15 protein-coding genes are annotated in these 13,847 nt (G+C 68.8%); 5 read left to right on the forward strand and 10 right to left on the reverse strand.

Annotation, left to right across the window (positions count from 1 at the left end):
* Nucleotides 1-19 precede the first annotated feature (19 nt).
* The 6 genes from GA0115233_RS02485 to GA0115233_RS02510 are packed head-to-tail and all read right to left on the reverse strand — an operon-like array spanning nucleotide 20 to nucleotide 4,741.
* A complete protein-coding gene (locus GA0115233_RS02485) occupies nucleotides 20-709 on the reverse strand; it encodes a US12 family protein (protein ID WP_141689469.1) in 690 nt (229 codons plus the stop codon).
* Nucleotides 700-1,422, reverse strand: a complete 723-nt coding sequence (locus tag GA0115233_RS02490) for a hypothetical protein (RefSeq protein WP_141689470.1) — start codon at nucleotides 1,420-1,422, stop codon at nucleotides 700-702. Before GA0115233_RS02490 ends, GA0115233_RS02485 begins: the two co-directional genes overlap by 10 nt.
* On the reverse strand, nucleotides 1,419-2,699 hold the full coding sequence (locus tag GA0115233_RS02495; RefSeq protein WP_093718370.1) for a putative T7SS-secreted protein: 1,281 nt from the start codon (nucleotides 2,697-2,699) through the stop codon (nucleotides 1,419-1,421). The genes GA0115233_RS02490 and GA0115233_RS02495 overlap by 4 nt, the downstream gene beginning before the upstream one ends.
* The gene (locus tag GA0115233_RS02500) at nucleotides 2,696-3,007 is read right to left on the reverse strand and encodes a hypothetical protein (protein ID WP_093718371.1); all 312 of its coding nucleotides are present in this window, start codon (nucleotides 3,005-3,007) and stop codon (nucleotides 2,696-2,698) included. The genes GA0115233_RS02495 and GA0115233_RS02500 overlap by 4 nt, the downstream gene beginning before the upstream one ends.
* Before the next feature lie 19 nt (nucleotides 3,008-3,026).
* On the reverse strand, nucleotides 3,027-4,094 hold the full coding sequence (locus GA0115233_RS02505) for a hypothetical protein (RefSeq protein WP_093718372.1): 1,068 nt from the start codon (nucleotides 4,092-4,094) through the stop codon (nucleotides 3,027-3,029).
* Nucleotides 4,094-4,741 (reverse strand): hypothetical protein, encoded by a 648-nt coding sequence (locus GA0115233_RS02510; RefSeq protein ID WP_255310027.1) that lies wholly within the window; start codon nucleotides 4,739-4,741, stop codon nucleotides 4,094-4,096. The genes GA0115233_RS02505 and GA0115233_RS02510 overlap by 1 nt, the downstream gene beginning before the upstream one ends.
* 293 nt (nucleotides 4,742-5,034) lie before the next feature.
* On the opposite strand from GA0115233_RS02510, the gene GA0115233_RS02515 reads away from it, so the two are divergent.
* Entirely contained in the window at nucleotides 5,035-6,408 is a 1,374-nt protein-coding gene (locus GA0115233_RS02515; protein ID WP_093718373.1) for an FG-GAP and VCBS repeat-containing protein, read from the forward strand.
* On the opposite strand, the gene GA0115233_RS02520 is transcribed toward GA0115233_RS02515, so the two are convergent.
* Entirely contained in the window at nucleotides 6,372-6,644 is a 273-nt protein-coding gene (locus GA0115233_RS02520) for a DUF397 domain-containing protein (protein WP_093718374.1), read from the reverse strand. The two genes, GA0115233_RS02515 and GA0115233_RS02520, sit on opposite strands and share 37 nt — an antisense overlap.
* Complete coding sequence (locus GA0115233_RS02525; RefSeq protein ID WP_107406409.1) at nucleotides 6,641-7,471, reverse strand: helix-turn-helix domain-containing protein; 831 nt, start codon at nucleotides 7,469-7,471, stop codon at nucleotides 6,641-6,643. Before GA0115233_RS02525 ends, GA0115233_RS02520 begins: the two co-directional genes overlap by 4 nt.
* 115 nt (nucleotides 7,472-7,586) lie before the next feature.
* Between GA0115233_RS02525 and GA0115233_RS02530 the strand changes: the two genes are divergently transcribed.
* Complete coding sequence (locus GA0115233_RS02530; RefSeq protein ID WP_093718375.1) at nucleotides 7,587-8,084, forward strand: ATP-binding protein; 498 nt, start codon at nucleotides 7,587-7,589, stop codon at nucleotides 8,082-8,084.
* Nucleotides 8,081-9,841: a 3-oxosteroid 1-dehydrogenase gene (gene kstD / locus GA0115233_RS02535; protein ID WP_093718376.1), complete on the forward strand. Its 1,761-nt coding sequence runs from the start codon at nucleotides 8,081-8,083 to the stop codon at nucleotides 9,839-9,841. The genes GA0115233_RS02530 and kstD overlap by 4 nt, the downstream gene beginning before the upstream one ends.
* Before the next feature lie 6 nt (nucleotides 9,842-9,847).
* On the opposite strand, the gene GA0115233_RS02540 is transcribed toward kstD, so the two are convergent.
* A complete protein-coding gene (locus GA0115233_RS02540; protein WP_093718377.1) occupies nucleotides 9,848-10,612 on the reverse strand; it encodes a DUF899 family protein in 765 nt (254 codons plus the stop codon).
* Between the two features lie 168 nt (nucleotides 10,613-10,780).
* Nucleotides 10,781-10,984: a cold-shock protein gene (locus GA0115233_RS02545; RefSeq protein ID WP_093718378.1), complete on the reverse strand. Its 204-nt coding sequence runs from the start codon at nucleotides 10,982-10,984 to the stop codon at nucleotides 10,781-10,783.
* Between the two features lie 286 nt (nucleotides 10,985-11,270).
* Here GA0115233_RS02545 and GA0115233_RS02555 point away from each other — a divergent pair, with 286 nt between their 5' ends.
* Together GA0115233_RS02555 and GA0115233_RS02560 are read left to right on the forward strand one after the other, a co-directional pair.
* Entirely contained in the window at nucleotides 11,271-12,119 is an 849-nt protein-coding gene (locus GA0115233_RS02555; protein ID WP_093718380.1) for a menaquinone biosynthetic enzyme MqnA/MqnD family protein, read from the forward strand.
* 50 nt (nucleotides 12,120-12,169) lie between these two features.
* Nucleotides 12,170-13,831 (forward strand): serine/threonine-protein kinase, encoded by a 1,662-nt coding sequence (locus GA0115233_RS02560; RefSeq protein ID WP_093718381.1) that lies wholly within the window; start codon nucleotides 12,170-12,172, stop codon nucleotides 13,829-13,831.
* The last annotated feature ends 16 nt before the right edge of the window (nucleotides 13,832-13,847 follow it).

Here is a 13,847-nt window from a genome sequence, read left to right on the forward strand (position 1 = left end):
CCTTGAGAGCAAGATCCCGTCAGCGAGATCCCTGCAAGGGGGGTGGAGTCGACGGGGGCGGTGGGACGAAACCACGCGAGGGCATGGGCTGTTCCATGGCCCGCAACTCCCGAAGCCTGCGTACACCACGGACGGCGGATCGGACTACGCAGGTTGTGAAGACGAGGTTCGCAGCCGCTGCCAGCCAGATCCACAGGGCGACATGGGGGGAGGTGTTGCTCGGCTGCACCTGGCCCTCGGGGTCCACGACGAGGCGGATGGACTCACCGACGTCAGCGCCGCGACAACCGCCGATCGGTCCTTCGGCGACATCCCCGTCGGGAAGGCGCACTTTGCACGACGATTCACTTCTCGTTTGGGACGTCTCGACGACCACCAGGTCGACGGGGCGCCCACGTTCGGCCAGGGCCCGGTCCTGCCTGATGAACATCCCGAACACAACAAGCGCGAAGGCGGCGAAAAGGAAGGGTGCCATCAGCCACAGCCGCTGGTCCGTGTTCACGGCGACAAACCACAGCAGTCCGAGCGTGAGCACGATGCCGGGCAAGACCAGCCACAGACTGATCACCGCAGACATCATGGCTCCCACCAGGAAGGCGAATGCCCCGGACAGGACGTAGAGCCTGCGGGGAGGCATGCCCAGCTCCAGCCACGCCAACCAGGCAGGCGGGCGGGTGGTGTCGATGCCTCGTCGCCGTCTCACTTCCATGGCTGAACCACCTCGTCCGAGTGTTCGTCGGCTGCTCCGTAGGGCTGGACTGTTGCCTTTCCGCAGATCACGGCTACCAGGCTGGCCATTGACACTACCTGTTCCGGATCCAGGCAGCTGCCGACCACCAGCAGCGCGGGACCACCACTGGCGGGGCAGCTCAGGGCGGCAGCCATACCAATCCTTGCCGCGTACTGCGCAGGCGGCGCATCCGTGGTGGGAAGCGCGGGGAAGATGTCGACCTGGCCGTTGGACCGGATGCCAGGCTGGGAGACCAGGCCAAACCCTGGTCCCATGGCGGTTGGGAAGGATTCGAGGTAGACCTGCCTGTCCTCCAACTGCTCGCCGAAGTAACGCGCCAGAGCCTCGCCGGCGTTGATGTCCGAGGCGCATCGGGGAGCTTCGACCACTCCGGCACAGATGTGCCAGGTGACGGGGCCGTCCTCGGAGTCAGGCAGAGCGACCAGACCGTAGCTGATCATGCCGTCGTCGAGGAACAGCCTCCGGGCAGCCATGAGCGTTCGGATGATGGACGAGCGGACGTTCTCATCTTTATGGGCATATACCTGGTTGGCGAGGTCGGAGATTCGCTCATGTGCCGCCTCGTCGTTCTCTCCGTCTTCCAGCAGGTCGAACCAGTCTGTGGGCACCTGGAGGTGCACTTCTCCCTGCGGTTGACGCCGGGAAATTGTCCGCTCTGTGCTGATATTCACGACGCCTCCGCCCCTTCCGCCGCCTTCTTCAATGCCCAGGGGTTGAGCTCATCCGGCCAGTGGTCCTTCCCTGATCCCGAAGTCTGATCACCGGGGATCTGGTGCTTGATGGCTTCGTACGTGATCTTGGCCGCGCCCCCTGGCCCCTGCGCCACCGCGTTCGCGCCCCAGTTACCGGCGAACTGGATCGTCTTTCCCGCCAACTCGGCACCACCCACCAACCTGCCGGGCTGGGTCAGTACCGACTTGAAGAGCCCCGCAGCAGGTGCCCCCATGCGGGCAAGTGCCTTACCTGCGGCGAAAGCACCTCCGCCCAGGGCCAGTCCGGCAGCATCGACCAGCACGGTCGGTGAGGTAAGTGCCTGCGCGAAGCTTCCGGTCTCTCCTACGGCCTGAAGATAGTGAGCTGCCAGTCCGATACCCGCCAGTGCCAGGCTCAGGGCGGCCAATCCCGGAAAGGCCAGGGACAGCAGGCCGGTGATCGCGCTGAGTGTGCCTGCGATGTTTCCGATGAAGGCGAAGAGCCAGGAGTACTCCTTCAGAAGTTCCTTGAGCCCGTCGAGAAGCATGTCGCTGACCGCTTCGAGCGCCTTGAGAGCGGCCCCGATGCCGTCTGCCAATTTGTCCCAGAAGCCCGGCTCGTTCGGCGCGATGTCCATCGCGTGCTTGAGCCGGTCGGCGACGGCCTCGCCCTCTTCGACGTAACGTTTCCTCAGGCGCTCCGCCCGGCCGCGTATCTCCTCCAGGTCGGCGTTGGCCGAGTGCAGTGACTTCTCCTTGCCGCTGCGCTTCTCCTCCAGCCGTTCCCGCTTCGCCTTCTCCTCGTGGGACTGGTCCCGCAGTTGGTCCGCGAAGCCCGGCTTCGGCGGCATCCGGTCGAGTTCCCGCTGAAGACCGGCCGCCTTGTCCTTGGCGTCCTGGGCCTCGGACTCCAGCCGGTCGGCGATCGCCTGCTGGTCGGCCATGTAGCGTGCCCAGTCCTCCAAGGCCTGGGCCGCGTCCGAGAAGGAGTCCCGCGCGTCGTTGACCTTGGGCCGGAAGTCGTCGTGGAACTGCTCGCGGAACGCTTCGGCGGCCTTGCCCTTCCACTCTCCGCGTCCGGTGCCATTGAGGACGTCAGCGATGTCCCGGAGTGCCCGTGCTGTACGGCGGACGATCGCTGCCACATGCGTGGCGTCCTTCTTGTTGCCGGGGCACGGGCAAAAGCCGATCGCGGGGAAGCGGGCGTCGGCGGCCGGGTCCGGCAGGAGCCAGGTCGGCTGACCGTAGTCAGTCACTTCTTCCCGCCCTTCGGGGATCGCGCCTTCTCCAGCTCGCGGGCGAACTGCTCGTCCGTCTCTTCGAAGGTCTTCTTGATCTGTCCCAGAGCCTTCGCGGCGGACTTCGAGAACTTCGACATCTGTTTGATGCCGTAGGACCACTCGTCGCCGAAGTCATCCATCCGCTGGGCGAGTTTGTAGACACCCATTGATGCGCCGTCGACATCCTCCATTTCACGGCACGGCGCCGCCATCACTTCATGGATGTCCTCGATGTCCTTCTGTGTCTTCACCAACATCTCGTAGTCGATGTACAGATCACTCATCGTTCCCCCGTTCTGTGCTCTAGCGGTTGATGGCCTGGATCTCCTGGACGGCCATGTCCAGCGTGGTCTCAAACGTGCCGTCGGGCAGGTCGCCGGTCGTGTCGCCGGAACCTGTCCAGGAGATCTGCCACGTGATGGACGCCGTCAGCTTGTACGGCCCGTCTGCGGAGGCGCGGAGGTAGCGGATACCGCACGGTGGGGTCCTGTCCGCGTCGCCCCTGGTGTACGGGGTGCCGATGGAGCCGTCGTCGTTGATCTCGCAGTCCCCGGAGGCCGGGTAGGTCTCGGCGTCGCTGGTGCCCGGTTGCAGGTGCAGGGCGACGGGTTTTGCGGTGGTCTCCGCCCATACCCCGGCGTCGGGCAGCTCGGCGCGGACCGTGACCTCTTGGAACGTGGCCTTGTCCAACCACACCCAGGTGGGCAGATTCACCGTCGACCGGGCCGCGGGCTTCAGCTCGACCTCGGTGGCGGGGACATTGATTCTGTCGTAGGCGTAGGCGGCGAGGACGTCAGGGGTGGGGGCGTGCTCGTCGTCGGGCAGGGTGTTGGCGTCCTGCCAGAACAGGTTGCGCTCGCAGTCGTACGAAGCGGGGTCGTTCTCCCTGTCCTTGTTGATCACCCCGCGCCAGAACATGCCGTCCTGGCCCAGGTTGTAGTCCTCGTACCCCTCTCCGTCGATCTGGGCTTTGCCCTTCTCGTAGTGGTCCACCATCAGCTGCTCTCCCCAGCTGAGCGTGGGAGTGACCGGTACCAGGTCGCCGCCGGCTTTGAGCCGTTCGACGGCGTTCTTGAGATGCTGAGGCGTGGCGACGGGCTCGTACCAGCACGCCGGGGGCTCCCAGTCGGGGGCCACGGGTGCGAGCGGTTTGACGGAGTTGCCGGACTTGCCGCCGCCGACCTGAGTGACCTTGATGCGGGTGGTCGTCGCAGACGCCGTGAGGGTGCTTCCGGACGCGCTGCCTGAGGGGCCGCCGGTCGGCGGTGCCTGGCTGTCGTTGCCACCAATGGCGTGCGCCGTCGTGCAGGACAGGGCGAGGGTTGTGACGGTGGCTGCCAGGAGTGGGCATGCCTTGGCCGGGAAGCGCATCAACGGCACGCCCCGGGGACGGTCGTCAGGGAGACGGTCTTCCATACACCCTGAGCGTTCTCGTCCAGGCGGACGCGGTACTGGATCAGCGATTCGGGCTTGTCCGGTGTGCTGACGACCTTGCCGGTCTTGCGGTTCTTCGTGGAGGCCTTGCGTTCGTCGACGCAGTAGAACAGCACGCCGGAACCGGTGTCGTTGATGTGGACCTGGGCGTCGAAGACCCTCACCTTGCCGACGAGGCTATCGTCCTCATCGGTGAACTGTCTGATCCACTTGCGAGCACTGTCCAGCGTGGCGTCCGAGTTGTAGAAGGCGACCGCCTCCGACTCCGGCTTCCCCTCGATAATCGCCGCGTACTTGGAACGCAGCTCCTCACGGCCGTCGTTCAGGATGGCCTGCAGTTTGGGATCGTTCTTCGTCCACCCCTCGAACTCCGCCTGGAACTCATCGGGCAGCGTGATCTCGGGCCGCTTCGCACCCCCCTGTGCTGCCGATGCGGAAGGGCTCGCCGAGGCTGTGTTGCCGCCCTTGTCCGCTCCCTTGATGCCGTCCGAGGACGAGTCGTCGTCGCTCCCGCAGGCGGACAACGACAGAGCTGCTGCAACGGCCAGTGCGGTGGCTGACGGCAAGGTGTGGCGGCGTTTCACGGACGACTCCCGGTGGGGCGAGAATTCTCAAGTGTTGCCAACGCTATCGAGAGAAGCTTGGGTGACGCCAACCGGGTTTGCGTAGAACGCGCTCTCCTGAACTGGGCGAAGCGGCAGACAAGTTGCGGGAAGTTCAGGGCTTCAGCGTGCTGTGTTTCGTATCGCAACCGATGCTGTGATCAGAGCCATACGGTCTGAAGTCACCGTGGCCTGGCGGCCTCGGACAGCCCTACAACCTTCGGCCGTCTCCGTGAGTCTCCTCCTCGCCAATCTTTGATCATCGCAGGAGACGCATGTTCACGCGCAGAACCGTGCGCCTGGCGCTCGCCACGGCCACCGCAGCCTCCCTCACCGGCGGGATGCTCGCCCTCTCTACGGGCACCGCGCAGGCGGCCACCCCGGCGAAGTACGCGGACGACTTCAACGGCGACGGGTACCGCGACTTCGCCCAGGCCTCTCCCGACGGGAAGGTCGTCGTCACGTACGGCACCGCCAAGGGTCCCGGCACCAAGACCAAGACCTTCACCCAGGCCACCGCCGGTGTCCCCGGCACCGCGGGTGACGCCGGTGGTTACGGCGACCGCTTCGGTGACGACGTCGCCGCCGCCGACTTCAACCGCGACGGTTACGCCGACCTCGCCGTCGCCGACTTCACCGAGAAGGTCAGCGGCAAGGTGTCCTCCGGCGCTGTCACCATCCTCTGGGGCTCCAAGTCCGGGCTCACCGGCACCGGTGCCGTCCGGCTCAAGGTCACCGCCGGCTCCCACCGTGCCTTCGGCAAGCAGATCGAGGCCGGTGACTTCAATGGCGACGGCAAGACCGACCTCGCCGTCGCCAACGGCATCGACACCGTCTACATCTACCGCGGTGGCTTCAGCAAGTCCGGTACGACCGGCTCCGTCACCAAGCTCGAAACCCCCGACATCCTCGAACCCACCGGGATGGTCGCGGGCAAGGTCACCAAGGACAAGGCCACCGACCTCTTCCTCCTCGGCCAGGGCTACCACAGCGACAAGATGACCCAGGACGCCTGGTTCATTCGCGGCGGCTCCACCATCAAGCCGGGCAAGATCACCACCTACAACAGCTCGACCCCGGACTACGACACCACCGGCGTCGTCGCCGACTTCAACAAGGACGGCTACGGCGACCTCGCCGTCGGCGACACCGCGTACAACAAGAGCGCCGGTTCCGTCGTCGTCTGGCGTGGTGGCAGCACCGGACCCACCACCAAGTACCGGCTCACCCAGTCCACCTCCGGCGTCGGCACCGCCGCCACCAAGGGCGACGGCTTCGGCGGGAGCCTCGCCGCCGCCGACACCAACGGCGACGGCTACCCCGACCTCGCCGTCGGCGTCCCCTGGGAGACCGTCGGCGGCAAGGAGGCAGCCGGTGGCGTCCACATCCTCCGCGGCAGCAAGTCCGGGCTCACCGGCAGCAAGTCCCAGTGGTTCACCCGGTCCACCGCCGGTGTTCCCGGCAGTGTGACCGAGTACGGCATGTTCGGTGAGCTCGTCCGCCTCCGCGACATCGACCGCGACGGGGACAAGGACCTGCTGGTGTCGTCCAACTACTACAGCCCGAGCGTGCTGCTGCCGGGGACCAGCGGGGGCGTGACCGCGACCGGCGCCTACGAGGTCAACGTCGTGGCGTCGTTCCAGCCGTAGCCCAACTCCCCGGCCAGGAAAGCGGACCAGGCGGCGGGGGCGAGGGTGACTCGGGGGCCGGTGGGGTTCTTGGAGTCGCGGACGTGGATGTCGGTCACTCCTTGAGCGACCTCTACGCACTCACCGCCCTCGCCGTCGCTGTAGCTGGACTTGCGCCAGGCGTATGCGACTTCGAGGCACTCGCCGCCCTCGCCGCTGCTGTAGCTGGACTTGAACCAAGTGAGCTTGCCCGTCATAGCTCCTCCAGCTTGCTCTCGATCAACTTCCTTGTCTCCGCGGGGGAGAGTGCCATTGCTCGCATGATCCCATAGCGGTCCGCGATCTTCCTGACCTCTTCGGGATCGACGATCAACCGTGGATGCCCCTGAGTTTCGGTGTACGCCACCTGCCCGTGCCCCTTGGGCGTCAGCAGGTTGAACGCGCTGTCCAGGTTGGGGTGTTCCTCCATCGTCGTAGGCATCACTTGGATCTCTACGTTCTGCATCTGACCGACCTGGAGGATGCGCCGAAGCTGTTCCGCGTGCACACGCCGCCCGCCGATGGGCCGGTCCAGTACGTGTTCCTCAAGGACGTAGCTGACAATCGGGGCAGGCCAGCGCTCGAAGACCTGCTGCCGTGAGAGTCGGTCCGCGACCCGCTTCTCGATGGTTGCCTCATCGAGGAACGGCCGACGCTTGCCGAAGACCGTCCTCGCGTGCTCCTCGGTCTGCAACAGCCCCGGCACCCCGTTGTTGGCATAGAAATGCAGCTCAACCGCCTCCGCCTCCAACCCCGCATAGTTCCGGTACCACTCCGGATGCCGAGTCCTCGCCTTCGACATCTCCTCCCTGACCTCGGGGACAACCTCCCTCAACAGGCCCCCGGCGTCGAGGAGTTCTTCGGCCTTCTCCAGGAGGTCGGGCTGTGGGGTCCGTACGCCGCGTTCCATCGCGGAGATGGCGTCGGGGCCGTAGTTCACCAGCGCCCCGAACTCCTTCTGCGTGAGCCCTTTCCGCTCGCGCAGGATCTTCAGTTGCTTGCCGATGACGATGAACAGTCCCGACGTGCCGTTGGTGTCGCTCATGCCGCACCCTCCCGTCCGACAACCCCGCACATGACACTCGACGCAGCCGTACGGACACGGAGCGTCGACGGTTCGCTCCTGGTCAGGGTAGGGAGAAGCCGCCACTCTCGGTGACGTGAACGCCGAAATCATCACCCCCACTGCTGAACTGGCCCGGCGGATCAGCGCCACCCCACGGGGCGCCCGGCTGGCCCGTCATCTGGCCACGCAACAGCTCGGCGTCTGGGGGTTTCCCCATGACAGCCAGGTCAGCGTGACCGTGCAGCACATCGTGGCGGAGTTGGCCGCCAATGCCGTTATTCATGGCCGGGTCCCCGGCCGCGCCTTCGAGCTGCGGCTGATGCTGCTGGCGGAGGACACGCTGCGTATCGAGGTGAGCGACGCGCGGGGCGAACGGAAACTGCGGTACGTGACCGAGGCCGAGGGCGAGAACGGGCGGGGGCTGGTCATCGTGACGCTGCTCGCGCGGACCTGGGGCGTCGCGGAGCGGGACGTGGGCAAGACGGTCTGGGCCGAGGTCGGCCTTGACTTCACAAGACCGTCGCGCGACATTCCCCCTTCTGACACCTCGTCAGAGTTACCTGTGCCGGGACGCTGGAGCGCCATGCCATGACCAGGAACGCCTCGCCCACCCGCAGACGGGTCCTCACCACCGCCGCCGCCACGACCGCGGCCGTCGCCCTGAGCCAACCGCGCGCCTCCGCCGCCGACTTACCCCTCCTCGGCACCTACGACGTGGTGGTCGTCGGCTCCGGTGCCGCCGGGATGACCGCCGCCCTCACCGCCGCCGGGCACGGCCTGAGCTGCGTGGCCGTGGAGAAGGCGCCGACCTTCGGCGGCTCGGCGGCCCGGTCGGGGGCCGGGATCTGGATACCCAACAACTCCGTGATCCTCGCGGCCGGGGTGCCGGACACCCCGGCGAAGGCCGCCGCCTACCTCGCCGCCGTGGTCGGGCCGGACGTCTCCGCCGAGCGGCAGGCCGCCTTCCTCGGCAACGGGCCCGCCATGCTGTCGTACGTCATGGACCACAGCCCGCTGCGGTTCCGGTTTATGGAGGGGTACAGCGACTACTACCCGGAGCTTCCGGGGGGTCTGCCGGGCGGGCGGTCGGTCGAGCCCGATCAGCTCGACGGGAACGTCCTCGGCGCCGAACTGGCGCGGCTGAACCCGCCGTACATGCCCGTCCCGGCCGGGATGGTGGTCTTCAGCGCCGACTACAAGTGGCTGACCCTCGCCGCCGTGAACCCGAAGGGTGCCGCCGTGGCCGCCGCCTGTCTCGCGCGGGGCGTGAAGGCGGCGGCGCTGGGGCAGAAGCCGCTGACCATGGGGCAGTCGCTGGCGGCCGGGCTGCGGGCGGGGCTGGCGTCGGCCGGGGTCCCGGTGTGGCTGAACACCCCGCTCACCGACCTCCATGTCGAGGGCGGGGTCGTGACCGGTGCCGTGGTCACCCGTGACGGCTCGGCACCCGGTCTCGTCCGGGCCCGCAAGGGGGTGATCATCGGCTCCGGCGGCTTCGAGCACAACGCGGCCATGCGCGCCGAGTACCAGCGCCAGCCGATCGGCACCGAGTGGACCGTGGGCGCGAAGGAGAACACCGGGGACGGCATCCGCGCGGGCCGGCGCGTGGGCGGTTCGCTGGCGCTGATGGACGACGCCTGGTGGGGGCCGGCCATTCCGCTGCCGGGGGAGCCGTACTTCTGTCTCGCCGAGCGCACCCTGCCGGGCGGGCTGATGATCAACGGCGCGGGTGCCCGGTTCGTCAACGAGGCGGCCCCGTACAGCGACGTCGTGCACACCATGTACGACCAGAACCCGACCGACCCCGCGATCCCGGCCTGGCTGATCGTCGACCAGAACTACCGCAACCGCTACCTCTTCCGGGACACCGCCCCGGTGCTGCCGTTCCCGGACTCCTGGTACTCCTCCGGCGCCGTCCACAAGGCGTGGAGCTGGGACGCCCTGGCGCGCTCGATCGGCGTGCCGCCCGGCGCCCTGCGCGCGACCGTGGACCGCTTCAACTCCCGGGCCCTGCGCGGCAAGGACCCCGACCACCACCGCGGGGACAGCGCCTACGACCACTACTACACCGACCCCGCCGTCCTCCCGAACTCCTGCCTCGCCCCGCTCTGGCTGCCACCGTTCCACGCCTTCCGGATCGTGCCCGGCGACCTGGGCACCAAGGGCGGCCTGCGCACCGACCCGCGGGCACGGGTGCTGCGCGCCGACGACACCCCGATCCCGGGGCTGTACGCGGCGGGCAACGCCAGCGCGGCGGTCATGGGGCACAGCTACGCGGGGGCGGGCTCCACGATCGGCCCGGCGATGACGTTCGGCTACATCGCGGCCCGGCACATCGCGGCGACCCGCTGACGCCGGTCAGTGCCAGTCGCCGGTCCTGCCGAGCGTCTCCACCGGGGCCGCGCCGGGCCGGGACCACTGCGGTACGGGGCGGCTGGTCGGACCCCAGGTGGCGGTGCCGTCCGCGTCCGTGCGCCAGTACCAGCACGGCTCGTCCCCCTCGGGCCAGCCCTCCGGCTTGTCCTCCCACGCCTCGCCGCGGCCGTAGGGCGTCATGTCGAGCAGGCCGATCGCGCTGTTGGCGCGTTCGGTGCCGCGGCCGGTCGTGGAGTAGGTGAGGAAGGTGCGGTCGCCGTCGCGCAGGAAGGAGGACAGGTAGCCCATCGCGCCGCCGACCGGCGGGGGAGTGTCCCGTACCGAGTACCAGGGCTGGGTATAGCCCATGAAGTCGACGAAGGCGGCCACCTCCGGCCACGGGCCGGTGGTCAGGAAGGCGAAGGAGACGCCCCGGGCGTTGAGGTACACGGCGTCCCTCAGGTGCCAGGCGGTGGTGGTGCAGCCCTCGCACTGGCCCTGCGGCGGGGCGCCGTCGTACCACATGTGCTGGTAGACGACGAGCTCGTCGCGCCCCTGGAAGAGGTCCAGGAACGGCACCGGCCCGTCGGCCCCGACCACCTCCACGGCCCCGTCGAACTCCACCATCGGCAGCCGGCGCCGGGCCGCCGCGATCGCGTCGCCCTCACGGGTGTGGGTCTTCTCCCGGACCAGCAGCTCCTCCCGGGCGGCCCGCCAGGTGTCCAGGTCGACGACGGGCGGACGGCCGGGCAGCGGGGTGGTCGTCATGACGTCCTCCGGGCGGTCTCGTCGCGTACGGCGCCGTCGGGTCGGCGCCCACGAGTACAGACCCTGCTGCCCGGCGGAACTCATCGCGGGAAAAGGCAGGAGCCCCGCCGCCTTGCGGCGCGGGGCTCCTTGGGTACTGCTCTCAGGTCCGGATCAGAGACGGTTGTCTCAGAGCGCGGTGACGTTCTCCGCCTGCGGGCCCTTCGGACCCTGGGTCACGTCGAAGGAGACCGCCTGGTTCTCCTCCAGCGAACGGAAGCCGTTCGCGTTGATCGCGGAGTAGTGGACGAAGACGTCGGGGCCGCCGCCCTCCTGGGCGATGAAGCCAAAGCCCTTTTCGGCGTTGAACCACTTAACGGTTCCGGTAGCCATAAGCCCTCCTTGGGCTCAAAAGGGTTGCCCTGCTCCAGAACCTGCAAGTGTGAAAGCTAACGCCGCACTGCATACGTCTGAAAACGACTAGAGCCCGCGGTCACATGCTCCGCAGGCTCTGTACTGCAAGGGAAACCAAACTGCAACTTGCGGCGAGCCTAGCACGCAGGCAGCCGAAAGCAATAGAGGTCAAGATCACGTCCCCCGGATGTTTGAAGATCGAGAAAATCGGGTTGACGCCGGGGTCGGAGTCTGCAGCGTACTCCTCAGGGTCTAGCCTCGCGATGTGGACAATTCTCGCACCCGGCCGCGCGTCGGCCACATCCAGTTCCTGAACTGCCTGCCCCTGTACTGGGGGCTCGCGAGAACGGGCACGCTCCTCGACTTCGAGCTGACGAAGGACACCCCGGAGAAGCTCAGCGAGCAGCTGGTGCAGGGAGATCTCGACATCGGGCCGATCACCCTGGTCGAGTTCCTCAAGAACGCCGACGACCTGGTCGCCTTTCCCGACATCGCCGTCGGCTGCGACGGCCCGGTCATGTCGTGCGTGATTGTCTCGCAGGTCCCGCTGGAGCGGCTGGACGGCGCCCGTGTCGCCCTCGGCTCCACCTCCCGCACCTCCGTACGCCTGGCCCAGCTCCTGCTGGCCGACCGCTTCGGCGTACGGCCCGACTACTACACGTGTCCGCCCGACCTCAGCCTGATGATGCAGGAGGCGGACGCGGCCGTACTGATCGGCGACGCGGCGCTGCGGGCGAACCTGCACGACGGCCCCCGGTTCGGCCTCCAGGTGCACGACCTCGGCGCGCTGTGGAAGGAGTGGACGGGCCTGCCGTTCGTCTTCGCCGTCTGGGCCGCCCGCCGGGACTACCTGGAGCGCGAGCCGGTGATCACCCGCAAGGTGCACGAGGCGTTCCTCGCCTCCCGCAACCTCTCCCTGGAGGAGGTCGGCAAGGTCGCCGAGCAGGCGTCCCGCTGGGAGGCCTTCGACGAGGCCGTCCTGGAGCGCTACTTCACCACCCTCGACTTCCGCTTCGGGGCGCCGCAGCTGGAGGCGGTCGCGGAGTTCGCGCGCCGGGTCGGGCCCACGACCGGGTTCCCGGCGGACGTGAAGGTGGATCTGCTTCAGCCGTAGCGGCCGCGGGGCCGTACCCTGCTGGGAGTTGTACGGGGGAGGGGAACGCCATGCAGCCGCTCGGAGTCGACGAACCCACCGTGGTGGGGCCGTACCGGCTGCTCGGCCGGCTCGGCTCCGGCGGTATGGGCCGGGTCTACCTGGGGCGCAGCGCCGGGGGCCGCACGGTCGCCGTCAAGATCGTGCACCCGCACTTCGCGCTGGACGAGGAGTTCCGGGCCCGCTTCCGCCGCGAGGTGGAGGCGGCGCGCCGGGTGGGCGGCGCCTGGACGGCGCCCGTGCTGGACGCGGACCCGGAGGCGTCGGTGCCGTGGGTGGCCACGGCGTACGCGGCCGGCCCGTCCCTGACCACGGCGGTCACCGACGCGGGCGCGCTGCCCGCGCACACCGTACGGGTCCTCGGCGCCGGTCTCGCCGAGGCGCTGTCGGCCGTGCACGGGCTGGGCCTGGTGCACCGGGACGTGAAGCCCTCCAACGTCCTGCTCACCCTCGACGGACCGCTGCTGATCGACTTCGGCATCGCGCGGGCGACGGACGGCACAGCGTCCCTGACCTCCACCGGCGTCTCCATCGGCTCGCCCGGCTATATGTCCCCCGAGCAGATCCTCGGCAAGGGCGTCACCGGCGCGGCCGACGTCTTCTCCCTGGGCGCGGTCCTGGCGTACGCGGGGACCGGGGCGCAGCCCTTCCCCGGCGACTCCTCGGCGGCGCTGCTGTACAAGGTCGTGCACGAGGAGCCCGAGCTGGGCGCGCTGGACGGGGAGCTGCGGGAGGTCGTGGAGGCCTGCCTGAGCAAGACGCCCGCCGACCGGCCCACCCCCGCCGAGCTGGCCCGGCGGCTCGCCCCGAACGGCGCGGCGACCCTGGTGGCCACGGGATGGCTGCCGGGGCCGCTGGTGGAGCGGGTGAGCCGCAGCGCCGTGGAGGTGCTGAACCTGGAGGCGACGGGCGCGGACCAGGGGTCGGGGGTGGTGGGGTTCAGCAGTCCGTCGGTCGCGGCCACGGGCGGTACCGGGGTCGTGGGCCAGTTCGGGCCGCCGCCGGTCATGACTCCGCCGCCGGTCATGACTCCGCCGCCCGCCGTGACTCCGCCGCCCGCCGTGTCCGTGCCCGAGCAGGAGCGGCGCCGTACGCCGGGCAAGCTGTCGGTGTCGGTCGCGGCGGCCTCGACGCCGGGTGCCGGCGGCCGGGGGCGCCGGATGAGCTGCACGGTGGCGCTGGCGGTGGCCGGGGCGCTGGCCGCCGTCACGGTGGGGTCGGTGTTCGTGTTCGACCTGCTGCCCAAGGACGCCGACGACTCCGCGGCGGGCGCCGAGCCGTCGCACTCGGAGGCCCCGAGCGCCACGGACGCCCCCGCGGGCGGCCCCCTGTCGGCCTACCTGGGCACCTGGGAGGGCCAGGCCACGGCCCTCAACGGCAAACTCCCGATCGGCACCTTCCGCCTCACCGTCAAGGAAGCGGAGCAGGGCGGGAAACTCGGCACCCTGCGCCAGACGGACGCCATCGGCAACGTCTGCGACGACATCCTCACCCTGAAGTCGGTGACCGCCAAGAAGCTCGTGGCCAGCTCGACGGGCGCCCCCACCAACCACGGCGGCTGCAACCCGGCGACCACGACGGTCACCCTCACCCCGGTGGGCGACGACCTCGACTACGCCAACGACAGCCCGGAGTCGGGCAACCCGACGGCCCGGCTGTCGAAGGTGGAGTAGCAGACCGGGCCGGCCG

This window comes from Streptomyces sp. DI166 (assembly GCF_900091315.1).
Taxonomy (GTDB): domain Bacteria; phylum Actinomycetota; class Actinomycetes; order Streptomycetales; family Streptomycetaceae; genus Streptomyces; species Streptomyces fuscus.

What these genes read in the sequence shown, in the direction of transcription:
- GA0115233_RS02485 (WP_141689469.1), bottom strand. Translation starts at nt 709, where the DNA reads ATGGAAGTGAGACGGCGACGAGGCATCGACACCACCCGCCCGCCTGCC.
- GA0115233_RS02500 (WP_093718371.1), bottom strand. Translation starts at nt 3,007, where the DNA reads ATGAGTGATCTGTACATCGACTACGAGATGTTGGTGAAGACACAGAAG.
- GA0115233_RS02505 (WP_093718372.1), bottom strand. Translation starts at nt 4,094, where the DNA reads ATGCGCTTCCCGGCCAAGGCATGCCCACTCCTGGCAGCCACCGTCACA.
- GA0115233_RS02515 (WP_093718373.1), top strand. Translation starts at nt 5,035, where the DNA reads ATGTTCACGCGCAGAACCGTGCGCCTGGCGCTCGCCACGGCCACCGCA.
- GA0115233_RS02520 (WP_093718374.1), bottom strand. Translation starts at nt 6,644, where the DNA reads ATGACGGGCAAGCTCACTTGGTTCAAGTCCAGCTACAGCAGCGGCGAG.
- GA0115233_RS02525 (WP_107406409.1), bottom strand. Translation starts at nt 7,471, where the DNA reads ATGAGCGACACCAACGGCACGTCGGGACTGTTCATCGTCATCGGCAAG.
- kstD (WP_093718376.1), top strand. Translation starts at nt 8,081, where the DNA reads ATGACCAGGAACGCCTCGCCCACCCGCAGACGGGTCCTCACCACCGCC.
- GA0115233_RS02540 (WP_093718377.1), bottom strand. Translation starts at nt 10,612, where the DNA reads ATGACGACCACCCCGCTGCCCGGCCGTCCGCCCGTCGTCGACCTGGAC.
- GA0115233_RS02545 (WP_093718378.1), bottom strand. Translation starts at nt 10,984, where the DNA reads ATGGCTACCGGAACCGTTAAGTGGTTCAACGCCGAAAAGGGCTTTGGC.
- GA0115233_RS02560 (WP_093718381.1), top strand. Translation starts at nt 12,170, where the DNA reads ATGCAGCCGCTCGGAGTCGACGAACCCACCGTGGTGGGGCCGTACCGG.